This is a genomic window from Bergeyella porcorum (assembly GCF_042427575.1).
Lineage (GTDB): Bacteria > Bacteroidota > Bacteroidia > Flavobacteriales > Weeksellaceae > Bergeyella > Bergeyella porcorum.
In genome coordinates, this window is sequence record NZ_JBHMFD010000010.1 from 26,069 (window position 1) to 41,746 (window position 15,678).

Annotated in this window: 9 protein-coding genes; all 9 read left to right on the forward strand. The window is 35.7% G+C overall.

All coding sequences use genetic code 11. The annotated features are described in order from the left end of the window. Positions 1 to 152: 152 nt before the first annotated feature. The 9 genes from ACFFUE_RS06465 to abc-f all read left to right on the forward strand — a co-directional run bounded on the left by ACFFUE_RS06465 (position 153) and on the right by abc-f (position 15,412). Entirely contained in the window at positions 153 to 2,411 is a 2,259-nt protein-coding gene (locus ACFFUE_RS06465; protein ID WP_376833729.1) for a type I restriction-modification system subunit M, read from the forward strand. Further along, on the forward strand, positions 2,411 to 3,763 hold the full coding sequence (locus ACFFUE_RS06470) for a restriction endonuclease subunit S (protein WP_376833717.1): 1,353 nt from the start codon (positions 2,411 to 2,413) through the stop codon (positions 3,761 to 3,763). The genes ACFFUE_RS06465 and ACFFUE_RS06470 overlap by 1 nt, the downstream gene beginning before the upstream one ends. Positions 3,764 to 3,777: 14 nt before the next feature. Beyond that, positions 3,778 to 5,529 (forward strand): AAA family ATPase, encoded by a 1,752-nt coding sequence (locus ACFFUE_RS06475; protein WP_376833719.1) that lies wholly within the window; start codon positions 3,778 to 3,780, stop codon positions 5,527 to 5,529. 336 nt (positions 5,530 to 5,865) lie between these two features. Then, positions 5,866 to 6,705 carry an aldo/keto reductase gene (locus ACFFUE_RS06480; RefSeq protein WP_376833721.1) on the forward strand — a complete coding sequence of 280 codons (840 nt, stop codon included), beginning with the start codon at positions 5,866 to 5,868 and terminating at the stop codon, positions 6,703 to 6,705. Positions 6,706 to 7,248: 543 nt separating this feature from the next. After that, complete coding sequence (locus ACFFUE_RS06485) at positions 7,249 to 7,620, forward strand: hypothetical protein (RefSeq protein ID WP_376833723.1); 372 nt, start codon at positions 7,249 to 7,251, stop codon at positions 7,618 to 7,620. A 94-nt stretch (positions 7,621 to 7,714) separates the two neighbouring features. After that, the gene (locus ACFFUE_RS06490) at positions 7,715 to 8,563 is read left to right on the forward strand and encodes a DUF3347 domain-containing protein (RefSeq protein ID WP_212898079.1); all 849 of its coding nucleotides are present in this window, start codon (positions 7,715 to 7,717) and stop codon (positions 8,561 to 8,563) included. A gap of 59 nt (positions 8,564 to 8,622) precedes the next feature. Further along, on the forward strand, positions 8,623 to 10,773 hold the full coding sequence (locus ACFFUE_RS06495) for a heavy metal translocating P-type ATPase (protein WP_255318368.1): 2,151 nt from the start codon (positions 8,623 to 8,625) through the stop codon (positions 10,771 to 10,773). Positions 10,774 to 10,783: 10 nt separating this feature from the next. Then, positions 10,784 to 13,054: a multicopper oxidase family protein gene (locus tag ACFFUE_RS06500; protein WP_376833725.1), complete on the forward strand. Its 2,271-nt coding sequence runs from the start codon at positions 10,784 to 10,786 to the stop codon at positions 13,052 to 13,054. Positions 13,055 to 13,822: 768 nt separating this feature from the next. After that, on the forward strand, positions 13,823 to 15,412 hold the full coding sequence (gene abc-f, locus ACFFUE_RS06505) for a ribosomal protection-like ABC-F family protein (RefSeq protein ID WP_376833727.1): 1,590 nt from the start codon (positions 13,823 to 13,825) through the stop codon (positions 15,410 to 15,412). The last annotated feature ends 266 nt before the right edge of the window (positions 15,413 to 15,678 follow it).

Here is a 15,678-nt window from a genome sequence, read left to right on the forward strand (position 1 = left end):
TAAAGAAAACAAGCTTTTGAATGGTTGACTACTGGTGAATTACACTAACTTTTATAAATTTGCAACGAGAAAATACAGTTACAAATATAAACCGCTGGTTTTTATACAGTTACTTTTTGCGTTTAAGAATTAATAAACTTAACAATATAATGATGGAAGTTCAGATTAAAGACAATAAAATTTTTGCTCCGTTGAAGGATAAATGGTTGGAATTAAAACCAGAAGAAAAAGTAAGACAAAATTATATTGTAAGATTAGTAAACTCGTACGGTTTTGAGCTTAATCAAATGGCTCAAGAGGTGCAAGTGAATAATTCGCAACGAGGGCAGGGGCGTGCAATGGCGGATATTGTCATCTGGAAAAGCGAAGCCGATAGACTTGCAGACAAAAGTCCCGTCATTGTTGTAGAGTGCAAAGCCGAACACATTACCATTCACGAAGAAGACTATTTTCAAGGATACAATTACGCATCGTGGGCAGGTGCCGACTTCTTCGTTACCACCAACGAAAAAGAAACGCGTATTTTCAGAGTGGTAAAAGGAGTTATTCCCAAACGCTTGGAAGAGATTGTAAACATTCCTAATGCAAAGGAAATTAAAAACGACAAAAAGATTGACGAGTTATTAAAACAAACCAAAGCCTTTACACGCGACGAGTTTTCAAAACTATTGTTCAAATGCCACAGCATCATTCGTAATAACGATAAACTTTCTCCTGAAGCAGCTTTTGATGAAATTTCTAAAATTTTATTTATCAAAATTAGATACGAAAGAGCCAATTCCGAACATCAAATTTTTTCCGAAGATGCTTTTAAACAAGATAAGGCAAGTTACGAAAAATATAAGCCCAAAGATGGAAAAGATTTTTATCAATTCTTGTTTGACCAAACCAAAGAAGACTTCAAAGACGACGATTTATTCGAGCCTACTGAAATTCTTCGCATCAGAGAAAACAGTTTTGAAGCTATTGTAAAAGAATTACAGATATACAATCTTTCTACCACTTCGGACGATGTGAAGGGAATTGCCTTCGAGCAATTTTTAGGTCGTACATTCAGAGGAGAATTAGGGCAATTTTTTACTCCTCGTACAGTGGTAGATTTTATGGTAGATGTATTAGACCCTCAGGAAGGCGAAACCATCTGCGACCCTTGTTGTGGTTCGGGAGGATTTTTGATAAAGGCTTTTGAATATGTGCGTGCAAAGATTGAAGACGAAATACAAATAGCAAAAGATAAAATAAAAGACCAATATTATACGGAGGCATACGAAAAACTTCCTGAAAAAGAAAAAACGAAAATAGATGAGCAGGTAACTGATTTGTTTGCCAAGTTAAATGCCGAATTAGATATTAACAATCCCAAAAGTAGGTTGCGTGTGCTGAGTTATGACTGTATTTTTGGGACAGATGCCAATCCTCGTATGAGTCGTACGGCAAAGATGAATATGATTATGCACGGCGACGGTCACGGTGGGGTGCATCACAACGATGGTCTGTTGAATATCAACGGCATTTTTGAAAATCGTTTTGATGTTATCTTAACCAATCCTCCTTTCGGAGCTCGCGTCGAAAAATCTTTAAAGATTACCGAAGCCGATAAATATACCGATACGGAACGCATAGACAAATACCGTAAACGCTATGGCTCTGCTTATGACGAAGCGTTGAAACAAGTGAATAACAACATCGGAAAACCTCTTTTGAATCTATACGAAACGGGCAAAATGAGTACGCTTACAGAAGTATTATTCATTGAGCGTTGTTTAAATTTATTACGACCGGGCGGGCGTATGGGAATTGTTCTTCCGGAAGGTGTTTTAAACAATACCAATTTACAAAAAGTGCGAGATTTTGTAGAAGGGAAGGCTAAAATCATCTTGATTACTTCCATACCGCAAGATGTATTCATTGCCAGTGGTGCAACGGTAAAGCCAAGTTTGTTATTCTTTAAGAAATTTACCGAAAAGGAACAGAAAGAGTACAATAAGATTGTAAAAGAAGCCAATAAAGCAATAAAAGCGAAATACGAAGCTCGTTTAAAAGAGATAAAAGAAGCCTTGGCAAAGAGAGGAAAAGAAGCCCTATCTGCTGATGAGAAAAAAGCATTAAAAGCGGAGCAAAAAGCCATTGAAACGAAAATAGAAACAGAGGTAAAAGCACAGGTAAAAGAGAAGTTCAATTACCAAATTCCGATTGCCGAAGTAGAGAAAGCGGGCATTAGTACTACGGGAGCTAAAATTGAAAACGATTTAGAACCGTTAGCCGAAGAATTTAGACAATACCGCAAAGAAAACCAATTGTGGCAAACGCTACTAAAAGACATAAAATACGAAGTGGTAGAAAACCAAATCTATCGCATTCCCATAGCGGAAAATAATGGAGTGGCTGAACCTGAAATTTTTTATAACTAATGGAAGGTAGTATGAAGCATTTTTTTAAGTTTATTCCATTCTCAAAATTTGATTTATGGGATACGAAAAGATATACTTCAAAATCAATAAATTCTGATTTTGAGGTGATTAAATTGGGGTCTTGCATTAGGGAAGAGAATAAAAAATATAAACTTTATTTAGAGGAAGAAAAAGAATTTGGTATACTTGGAGTAAATAATAAAACGGGAATTTTTGACGCTTATACTCAAAAAGGTAAAGAAATCAATCAGCCTTACAAAAAAATGGAAACAGGTTGGATTGCTTACAACCCATATCGTATAAATGTAGGGTCAATAGGTATTCGTTTAGAAGAACATCTAAACGAGTACATAAGCCCTGCTTATGTTGTATTTAGTTGTAAAGATAATGTACTGCCAGAGTATTTGTTTTTAGTATTTAAAACTGAAACTTTTAATAAAGTCATTAACGAAAATACAACAGGTTCAGTTCGTCAAAATTTGAGTTTTGATAAATTAAAAGACTTAGAAATCCCCTTACCAACACTTCAAGAACAACAAGCGATTGTAGATGCGTATTTTTCTAAAATAAACGAATCCAATCAGTTAGAAATTGAAGCCAATAACATTGATAAAGAAATTGAAAAGTATTTGTTTGATGAGTTGGGATTATCTAAAAATATTGAAAATCAAAAATCCTCAAAACTACTAAAAACAATTAGTTTTAATAAAATAGACCGTTGGGCTATCGATTATCTATCCAAATATTCAAAATTAATTTTTTTAGACAATGGTAATTATAATCTTATAAAATTAAGAGAAGTAATCGAATACTATCAATATGGTTTGTCAGAAAAAGCTTCTGAAGAGGATTTGGGTTTGCCAATGTTAAGAATGAATAATATCAATGATACTGCTCTAAACTTGAATGATATAAAGTATTTAAAAGATGAAAAATCTTTTGAAAGATTTATTTTAAATAAGAATGATTTGCTTTTTAATCGCACAAATAGCAAAGAATTAGTAGGTAAAACTGCAATTTTTGATAGAGATGGTAAATATACCTTTGCATCTTACTTAATTCGTGTTAAAATAAACGAGAATAAAGCTGATGTGAGGTATATTAACGAATTGTTTAATTCATCAATATTACAGATTCAAAAAGATATGGTAAGTCGCCAGATTACGGGGCAAGCAAATATTAATGCACAGGAAATGCAAGATTTTTTATTTCCGATGCCACCATTAGATACACAAGTTAAAATAGCTAATGAGACAAGTGAGCTTAGAAATTCAAAAGTGAAAAAATTAACTATAGCAGCCCAACTAAAACATCAAGCCAACGAAGCATTTGAAAGAGCAATTTTTCAGTAAAATAAACTATTATTATGAGAATAAAGAGTTTGGAGATAAAAGGATATAAGAATATCACCCAAAAAGCAGTTTTCGATTTTACCAACTCTGGAAATTATATTGCCTTAATTGGTTTAAATGGTTCTGGAAAAAGTAATGTTTTAGAGGCAATAAGTCTTATTTTTGGCAGTCTATATCAAAATAAAACAATAAAAAATTTTTGTCCAGAATATGACTTCTCTTATAAGATAATATACACGATAGAAAATCAGGAAATTCAAATAGAAAATGGAAGTTATACTTTACTCAAACAAGATGGTATTATAAAAAATAAAGAAATAAAAAGAAAAAAAAGAGATTATTTACCATCTGAAATATTTGCTTGTTATAGTGGAGATGAGTTGCGATTATGGGAAGAAATATATTCGAAACACTACTTTAGTTATTTCAGGAAACTATCTAGAGGTTTTTATCGAGAAAAACAGAAGTTAGTGTATGTAAATAAACACAGTTGGCAAATTGCACTATTAACGCTTATTTGTCATGATGATTCTGGTGAATATATTAAAGAGATTTTTAAAGTCGATGAACTAACTGATATTTCTATATATTTTGATTTCCCAAGCAATTATGATAACAGAGTTGATTGGTATGTGAGAAATATTGATAATGGTGAAGAGCCATATAATGAGGCTCTTATGCTAATTAATACAATAAAATCTCGTCAAGAAGAAAAAGGAAGCCCATTACACTTTAATGAGATCAGAGATATTATTGTTCTCCAAATGGGAAATAATAAAAAGAACTGTCGGAAATTATTTTTTCTACTATTTGCCATAGGAATGTATAAAGACAAAAAATTATTTCTTAAAATTGATATAACTAATGACCAATTAAGTCTAAAGCAACTAAGTGAAGGTGAAAAGAAATTGATATTAATCAAATGTATTATGAATGTTTTAGCCAATAAAAACTCAATAATTCTCCTTGATGAACCAGACTCACATTTGCATATTGTTAAGAAGAAAGAAATAAAAGATTATCTGCAAGAATCCGATTGTTACTCTATATTAACATCTCATTCACCAAGTTTGCTAAATAGTTTCCCTAATGAAAAAACAATAATTCTAAAGAATGCTGAAAATGGCTTGGAAGTTTATAAAAAAGACAAATTTGAAATATTATCTGATATTACTAATGGCGAATTCTCTATAGCTGAAGCTACTATTGTTATGAGTTCTAATAAGCCAACATTATTAGTTGAAGGGAAGTTTGATATAAATATAATAAAAACCGGATTAAATAAAATTAATCAATCTTCTTATAATAGTATAAAGAATATGAATATATTTCCTATTGGAGGAGCTAGTGGATTAAGAGTATTCTATAAGTTGATTAAAGAATCTAATAATCATAGTAAGGTTGTAGCATTACTTGATAACGATATGGCAGGAAATACTGAAATTGAAGAAATATTGAATACGGAAGAGTTGCAAAATCTTAAAAATAATGGAAGTTTAGAAAAAGATAATTTTCATTTTTTGATGCTACCTAAATTAGATCGCATAACAAATTCGCAATTTGAAATTGAAGATTATTTTAAAACGAAATTATTAAAAAAAATTAGTAAAGAAAAAATTGATAGTTTTAAAGTTTTAAAAGATTTTACTTTGAAAAAGGATACTATAAAAAAGGAATTGAATAAAAGAATTGAAACATTTGATGTTAGTGAATTTGAAGATTTTAAGATACTTTTTGATAAAATTAATTCAATATTGTCTCAATAATACCAACTGATAAGCAACAAAAAAGCATTTGGGATAAAAATATACAATCCAATCAATATTGCAACAGATAAGTAGAAGGAATGGTTAGTAAAAGGTACAGACTAAAAATTACAGAGTATTAGAAACAATGTATTCAATGAAAAATAGTACAAAGATTGAATATTTATAGAACTTCTCACAGAAGATAACACCCAAAACGGAAACCGATGAGGTTTTCGCTTTTTTTGTTTTATAGACCCCCAAAAAATGAAACTTTCGGCTCCTTTTGTGAAACAATATTTCCGAATTGCCGACTTACCTTTGCATTATAGAATTAAATAATAAAGGAGATTAAATATGCAAACATTCAAATTAAATAATGGCGTGGAAATACCCGTATTGGGTTTTGGAGTGTTCCAAATCGCACCACAGGAGACCGAAAAAGCGGTTTTAGATGCTATCGAAGTGGGCTATCGCCATATTGACACGGCACAGGCCTATCAAAACGAAAAAGAAGTGGGTAACGCCCTCAAAAACAGCGGTATCGACCGCAAGGAGTTTTTCCTCACCACCAAAGTATGGATTTCCAATTTCGGGTACGAAAAAGCCAAAGCATCGGTATTGCAATCGTTGGAAAACCTGCAAACGGACTACATCGATCTGATGTTGCTACACCAGCCCATTGGCGACAGCTACGGAGCGTGGCGTGCTTTGGAAGAACTTTATGAAGAGGGGAAAATCCGAGCTATCGGCGTGAGCAACTTCTACCCCGAACGCTTAGCGGAGTTTGTGGCGATAAACAAAGTGAAACCGATGCTCAATCAGGTGGAAATCAATCCGTTTTTCCAACAAGGCGAAGCCATCGACTATATGAAACAAAAGGGCGTACAGCCCCAAGCGTGGGCACCTTTTGCCGAGGGGAAAAACGATATTTTCAGTAATCCGATACTTTCCGAAATCGGGAAGAAATACGGCAAATCGGTAGGGCAGGTAATTCTGCGTTGGAGCATACAGCGAGGCGTGGTGGCATTGGCAAAATCGGTTCGCAAAGAGCGAATGGCAGAAAACATCAATGTATTCGATTTTGAACTTTCCGCCGAAGATATGGCAAAAATAGCCACCCTCGACACGGGCAAAAGCCACATCATCAACCACTACGACCCCAATGTGGTGGAATGGTTGGCAAAGCATAGATAGTGATATATTGTTAAAAAGCGTCGGCACTTGCAAATGCAAGTACCGACTTAGTATCTAATAAAAAGAATTTTATAAACACAAGAGCAGAAGTTTTTTCAATCTTCTGTTTTTTTTAAAAAATATTTAGTTTATAAAATAAACTAATTTATATTTGCATTGTGTTTAACTCATAAATTATTTCAACAATGGAAAATTTACATCCAAAAGACAGTTTAGCGATTATCGAGACTGTTACCAGCAAGTGTAACAGACGACAGTGCTAAAATTAAACGGACGACCAAAATTTGAACATTCACACAAGGGCAAGCCATTTTGAAAAGCGACCAACATATAGACGTTATTACTAACGGACAGCGAGAAACCCGACACGCTGACCTACCCCATTTTTTTTTGCCAACGCAAATTTTTTAAAAACAATTTTTAGCCAACCGCACAAATAACACATTTGGTTTTGCCCCAACACACAAGCCAACCCTTCACAGAAAAAAGAACCATTTTTTGCCCCCGAACGAAAAAATTTATATCTTTGCAATAAGATAATAAATGACAAAACAGATTTACATATTACTCATAGCATTGCTTGGTTTCTTTTTGATACCAACACTGACTTATGCTTGTAATAAATCTCACACACAAACCGAAAAATCTTGTTGCGACAAAAAAACTTCACAGACAGACAAAAATGACTGTTGCAAAAATAAAAGTTCGCATAACCAAAAAGACAATGACGATTGTGGGGGCAAATGCGGACATTCATCTTGCTATTGCCCTACAGTTAGTTTTGGCTTTATTCCTTCTACACCTGAACTCAAATACAATTTATTAGTTGTTGCTCAAAAACAATTCTTTCTTTGTTCAGACCCATACTTTTCTTCGGGTCATCACTCCATTTGGCTACCACCAAAAATTAGCTAAACCCTTGCCTTGACAGCCATAGGACTGTCCAATTGAAAGCAAATAACTTGCTTTCACAATTTATTATTTTCAAAAATCAAAAAATTTTTCAAAAATGAAATCATTAAAATATATAATGACTGCATTGGTAATGCTGTCATTCGGAATGAGCAACGCTCAAATTAAAAACGCCAAAACCGAAACCGTAAAAATTTACGGAAACTGCGGTATGTGTGAAACCACCATAGAAAATGCAGGAAATGTAAAGAAAGTAGCCCAAGTGGATTGGAACAAAGACACAAAAATGGCTACCATTACCTACGATGTCAAAAAGACGAACCAGGACGAAATCTTGAAACGTATCGCTTTAGCCGGTTATGACAGCGATAAATTCCTTGCACCCGATGATGTGTATGCAAAACTGCCTGAATGTTGCCTGTACGAACGGGTGAACAAACCTGTTGCAAAAGCAGAATCGAAAACGGAGACACACGACCATTCCAGTCATACCGCATCTACAGAAATGCAGGAAGTAAACCAACTGAAATCTGTTTTTAACAACTATTTTTCGGTAAAAGATGCATTGGTAAAATCTGACGCAAACACCACTTCCACTAAAGCAAAAGACTTGCTAACCGCTCTTGACGCTGTGCAAATGAATAAACTATCAAACGAGGAACATACGGTTTGGATGAAAGTAATGAAAGACCTTGCCTTTGATGCAGGACACATTGCTGAAACCAAAGATGTGGCACATCAGCGAGACCATTTTATGAGCCTTTCAAAAAATATGTACGAACTGATAAAAGTTTCAAATCAGGAAACGCCTGTTTATTATCAACATTGCCCAATGGCGAACAAAGGCAAAGGAGCAAATTGGTTGAGCAAAGAAAATGCGATTAAAAACCCTTATTACGGTTCACAAATGCTAACGTGTGGTAGTACAGTTGAAACTATAAAGTAACCAACAAAGCAATGAAGTGGTAAAGTCCATCTTCATTGCTTTTCAAAAGTTAAAAGAATATGAAAAAATATACCTGTCCGATGCACTTACAAGTGATAAAGGACAAACCAGGGAAATGTCCACTTTGCGGAATGGATTTAGTTCCAATGAGTGGAGCAAAAAATGAAGCTCACAGCCATCACGGACACCATCATCATCACGACCATAAAGAACATTCCACACATAGCGACGAACATAACCATCATCATTCCGATAGTGGTTACGATAAACACGAAGGACATCATACCCACGATTTCCTCAAACGTTTTTGGGTAAGTTTAATCATTACCGTTCCCATTTTGCTCTTATCGCAAATGATACAGGAATGGTTTGGTTTCACGGTTGCTTTTCCTGGAGATAAATATGTGCTATTGGCGCTGGGAACTTTTATTTACATCTATGGGGGAATGCCATTTCTGAAAGGAATAGTAGGCGAAATAAAAGCCAAAGCTATTGGGATGATGACATTGGTGGCAATCGCTATTTCAGTCGCTTACATCTATTCGGTTGCCGTCGTTTTTGGTCTGCCGGGAATGGACTTCTTTTGGGAACTGGCAACTCTTATCGTGATTATGCTTTTGGGACATTGGTTAGAAATGCGTTCTACTATGGCAGCTTCAAAAGCATTGCAGTCATTGGTGGCACTTTTACCAAACGATGTTACGGTGGAGCGAAATGGTGAAACCATAAAAATAAAACTCGAAAACCTAAAAAACGGTGAAACCATTATCATCAAACCCGGTGAAAAAATTCCTGCCGATGGAACGATTGTAGATGGCGTTTCTTATGTAAACGAAAGTATGCTTACGGGCGAAAGTGTTCCGGTAAAAAAAGAAAAAGACGGAAAAGTAATTGCAGGTTCTATCAATGGCGAAGGTGCGTTAAGTGTTACGGCAACAGGAGTAGGCAAAGACAGTTATCTCAATAAGGTAATCAACTTGGTTCAGGATGCACAGGCAGCAAAATCGAATACGCAAAACCTTGCCGATAAAGTAGCTAAATGGCTCACCTTTCTTGCTATTGCAGTAGGCGTAATCACTTTTATTTATTGGTTCAGCAGTAGCGGAGATATTGCGTTTGCATTGGAAAGAATGGTTACGGTAATGGTTACGGCTTGTCCCCACGCTTTGGGTGTGGCTATTCCGTTGGTGGTTGCCATTTCTACAACGCTTTCGGCTACCAATGGTTTGCTCATTCGCAATCGTACCGCATTTGAAACTACCCGAAAACTATCCACGATTATTTTCGACAAGACAGGAACGCTTACCAAAGGTTCTCACGCAGTAGAAAAAGTGATCCCACTTACTGATAAATATTCTGCTGATGAAATGATACAATATGCAGCAGCCGTTCAGCAATATTCCGAACACCACATTGCAAAAGGTATTTTGAAAATGCTGGCAGAAAGAAACCTTGAACTATGGAAGTCGGAGAATTTCAGCTATATGGCAGGCATAGGTGTCAAAGCATTAGTAAACGGAAAGGAAATAGTAGCGGCAGGACCTAATTATTTCAAACAAAATAATCTTACAGAGCCTGAAACGCCCAAAGAAATCAATCAAAGCATTGAAACAGTCAACTATGTTTTTATTGATAATGAAGTTATCGGTATTATCACGTTGGCAGACAGCATTCGTGAGGGTTCGCAAGAAGCCATTGATGAGTTAAGAAAGATGAATATCAAATCCATTCTGCTTACAGGCGACAATGAAAAAATTGCAAAAGCAGTTTCTGAACAATTGGGAATGGACGGTTATATCGCCAATGTATTGCCTCACGAAAAACAGGAAAAAGTCAAGGAATATCAAGCCAAAGGTGAAGTGGTTGCTATGACTGGCGATGGTGTAAATGATGCACCCGCACTGGCACAAGCAGATGTAGGTATTGCAGTTGGTTCAGGTACGGATGTAGCAGCCGAAACAGCCGACATTATTCTAGTAAACAGCGACCCGAGAGATGTGGTAAAGATGATTGACTTCGGAAAACGGACATATAAAAAAATGGTTCAAAACCTGCTTTGGGCAGTTGGCTACAATGTGATAGCCATACCACTGGCAGCAGGCGTGCTTTATCCGAATTTCGCTTTAAGTCCTGCAATGGGTGCGGTTTTGATGAGCGTAAGTACAATTGTGGTTGCCATAAATGCAAGCCTTTTAAAAATTAATAAATAAAAATTCTGAAATGGATATACAAAATATTTTCTCAAAAAAACTGTTGCCGATAGCCATAATGCTATTAACAACAACTTCACTCTTTGCCCAAAAAGTAGTTCGTTATGATTTGTACGTAAAAGACACACTTGTAAACTATGCAGGAAAAGAAAAAAGAGCGATTGCCGTAAACGGACAAATACCTATGCCTACCCTAACTTTTACAGAAGGTGATACTGCCGAAATTGTAGTACACAACCAATTAAAAGAAAGTACTTCTTTGCATTGGCACGGTGTGTTTTTACCCAATAAAGAAGATGGGGTGCCTTGGCTTACGCAAAAACCCATTGAACCCGGAACAACATACACCTATCGTTTTCCTATTATCCAAACTGGAACGCATTGGTATCATTCACATTCTGGCTTGCAAGAGCAGATTGGTATGTACGGCAGTTTTATAATGAAGAAAAAGGATGATGATAAAACCTTTAGAAAAGGAATTGATGATTTACCCACCGTACCCATTATTATAAGCGAATGGACAAATCTAAACCCCAATAACATCAACCGAATGTTGCATAATGCCAATGATTGGGCTGCCATCAAAAAAAATGCAACACAGTCTTATGCAGAAGCTATTAGAGAAGGACATTTCAAAACAAAACTCACCAACGAATGGAAACGGATGTTGGCAATGGATGTAAGCGATGTGTATTATGACAAAATTTTAATCAACGGAAACCATACTACCGATTTAAAAACTGTTGAAGGTAAAACATTAAAAGCAGGCGATAAAGTACGGTTGCGAGTTTCAAATGGTGGAGCTTCGTCCTATTTTTGGTTGCGGTATGCAGGCGGTAAAATAACAGTAGTTGCAAATGACGGCAACGATGTAGAACCTGTGGAAGTAGATAGATTAATCATTGCAGTTTCCGAAACTTACGATATTGTAGTAACCATTCCCGAAGAGGGCATTGCCTATGAATTTTTAGCCACAACCGAAGACCGTACACAATCAGCAAGCTATTTCGTAGGCAATGGCATTAAACAACTCATTTCCCCTCTTCCAAAATTGAAATATTTTGAAGGAATGAAGATGATGAACGATATGATGAAGATGAATGGTGATTTGGACGATATGGGAATGAAAATGAGTCTGAACCAAATGGATATGAACGTGGTAATGTATCCCGAAATTACAGGCGATACTAAGCAGAAAGAAGACCATAACCAACACAATATGGATATGGAAAACGACCCAAACCGTTACGATGCAAATGCTTTAGGGGAAATTAAAACCCTGAATTATGCAATGTTGCAATCGCCATACAATACTTCACTTCCCAAAGATGCTCCAGTAAAAGAATTAAAATTTACCCTCACCGGAAATATGAACCGTTATGTGTGGAGTATGGATAATAAAATACTTTCAGAAGTTGATAAAATACCAGTTAAGAAAGGAGAAATTCTACGCATCACTATTTACAATAACTCTATGATGCGACACCCAATGCACTTGCACGGTTTTGATTTTAGGGTAATCAATGGCAAAGGCGAGTATTCACCACTCAAAAATGTGTTGGATATAATGCCAATGGAAACGGATACCATCGAGTTTTTGGCAAACGAAGAAGGAGATTGGTTTTTTCATTGTCATATCTTATATCATATGATGGGCGGGATGAATAGGGTTTTTGCAGTTGATGACTACCAAAATCCATACTTGCCCAATAAAAAACAAGCCTATAATAAATTGCAAAGAGAAAGCAATATGCCACATTTTATGGCTCAAAATGATTTTGCTACCAATGGCAATGATGGTGAAGCAATGGTTCAAAATGCAAGATGGTCTTTAGGTACTGAATGGCGATTAGGCTATAACGATATGCACGGTTACGAAATAGAAACACACCTTGGAAGATACATTGGAAAAATGCAATGGTTTATGCCATTTGTCGGCTTCGATTGGCGGTACAGAAAAATGGGAATGGATGAACACGAAAAGAACATATTTGGACAAACCAACAAGAAAGACACCCGCAGGGCGTTCAGTTTAGGTTTTATGTACACATTGCCAATGTTGGTTAATTTTCAGGCAGAAGTTTATCACGATGGAATTGTACGATTGTCATTGATGCGTGAAGACATTCCTATTTCAAAAAGAATAAGAGCAGGTTTTATGGTAAACACCGACAAAGAATATATGGTTGAATTAAGTTATGTTTTGAACAAAAATATGGGACTTAGAACGCATTACGATAGCGATATGGGACTTGGAATCGGACTGTCTTTGAATTATTAAAACCCTCACCAAAGCCATACACATTGCCAAGTCGCACCAGCCGGCACGCAAACCAAAACTTGGCAAAGAGTATGGCTTTCCCAACACTGACAGACGAACAGAACGAGAAAAACAACGAAGGCACAACATCACCTATACGCAAGCAGGGGTTTCGTGCTTCGTAGGACAGGAAAGTGTTATATTTGATGTTTAGTTCTTCGTAAGAAGTTTAGTGCTAAAAATCCCCGCCTTCGCAAAGCGGCAAACCGTTACAGGCAAGCGTAGGACGACTGTGCTAAAAAAATCGAACTAAAACAGAAATGACTGAAAACCTAAAAAAATAGATAAAACATAAAGTTTTTCGCTTTTTACTTGTAGGAAATGGGGCTGTTCGAAAAGAGTGGCTTCTTGGTATCTAATAAATAGAATTTTATAAACACAAGAGCAGAAGTTTTTTCAATCTTCTGTTTTTTTTTAAAAAATATTTGATTTATAAAATAAAACAGTTTATATTTGCGTCGTATTTAACTCATAAATTATTTTTCAACTATATACAAAATTATAAATAAAATAGATATACGCAATATATATGTGCAAAATAAACGAATGTTCGTATATTTGGGCGTTGGTGGCAATACGAACCGAACTCTCGAAAAAAATTGTAGCTTTGCACCATAAAATTAAAAGTAAGCGAAAAATGTAAAAAAATAATTTCTTTCAGACCTTCAGAAAACAGTGAACTCGAAATCGAGTTTGGCTGATTTGTTTAATATCTAAAAGGAAGAAATTATGCTTACTATTCAAAATTTATCATATACACATCTTAACAAAGATTTACTGTTCAGCGACATCAATCTGACGGTAAATAATCACGGAAAAATTGCATTAATTGGCAACAATGGTGTTGGAAAATCTACCTTGCTGAAAATTATTGCCAAAGAATTACAACCGTCTGACGGACTGTTGAAAGTCGAAACGCAACCGTATTATATTCCGCAAATTTTCGGGCAATTCAATCATTTAACCATTGCACAAGCCTTGCTAATTGATGAAAAACTGAACGCTTTGAAAGAAATTCTGAACGGAAATGTATCGGAAGAAAATTTCAGTTTGCTCAATGACGATTGGACGATAGAAGACCGTTGTAGGGAAGCCTTGAACTATTGGAATTTGTCTAATTTAGACTTGTCTCAAAAAATGGAAACATTGAGCGGAGGACAGAAAACCAAAGTGTTTTTGGCAGGAATTTCCATTCACCAACCCGAGTTGGTTTTGTTGGACGAGCCGAGTAATCATTTGGATAATTCGGGAAGAAATATTTTGTATGATTTCATCGAAAACACAAAAAGCACCTTGATTATCGTAAGCCACGATAGAAAATTATTAAATATTCTGGATACCGTTTGCGAACTGAACAAAAACGGAATTAAAGTTTATGGAGGTAATTATGATTTTTACAAAGAGCAAAAAGAAATTGAAATCAATGCGATAAGCCAAGATATACACAGCAAAGAAAAGGCGTTGAAGAAAGCGAAAGAAAAAGAACGTGAAACCACAGAACGGCAACAAAGATTAGATGTCCGAGCCAAGAAAAATTTAGGCAAAGCAGGACTTCCGAAAATAGTTTCCAATACGTGGAAAAACAGTGCAGAGCGGAGTACCGCCAAAATTGCGGGTGTTCACACAGAAAAAATCGGGAATATCAAACAAGAGCTTCAAAACCTGCGTTCTTCGCTTTCGGAAACCGACCAAATGAAATTCGGGTTTGACAACGCCAAACTACATAAAGGCAAAAAGTTGTTCGTTGCCGAAAATATCAATTTTAGTTATGAAAACGGAAACTATTTGTGGACGGAAAATCTTAACTTTCAAATTGTAAGTGGAGAACGAATTGCCATAAAAGGTACAAACGGTTCGGGAAAAACAACCTTGATAAAAGTGATTTTGAGAAATCTGAAACCACAAATCGGGACGGTTTTTATCGCAGAAAATAAATCGGTTTATATCGACCAGGATTATTCTTTGATTGACAATAATCTGACAGTTTACGAACAGGCACAAGTGTTTAACACGACTGCATTGCAGGAACACGAAATTAAAATTCGGTTGAACCGGTTTTTGTTCACAAGAGAAGATTGGGGTAAATCTTGTAACGCTTTGAGTGGTGGAGAAAGAATGCGTTTAATGCTATGCTGTTTAAGTATCGGCAATCAATCACCCGATATGATTATTTTGGACGAGCCGACCAACAACTTAGACATTCAAAATATTGAAATTCTGACGAATGCAATCAACGATTATCAGGGAACATTGCTTGTCATTTCTCACGATGAAACTTTTTTGGAGCAAATCAATATTAAACGGAAAATAGCACTGTGAACAACCAGTACTGCCACCAACAAGGGTTTTGCAAAATGGCGGGTTAAGTAATAGTTGAAAGTTTTCTGCTTCGTAATCCGCAAAAGCCAATTTTATTGGCTTTTTTTCATAATTTAGCAAATAGAAATTGGCTTTTGCTACGTGTCGTCTAAATCGAAACTTTCCGCTTCGATTTTCCGCCACTTCGCAAAGCCCCGAAACGTTAGCGGGCATTGTGAAAGATACCAGCATAACAGTTAAACATTGATAAATGAAAAAAAAACTAC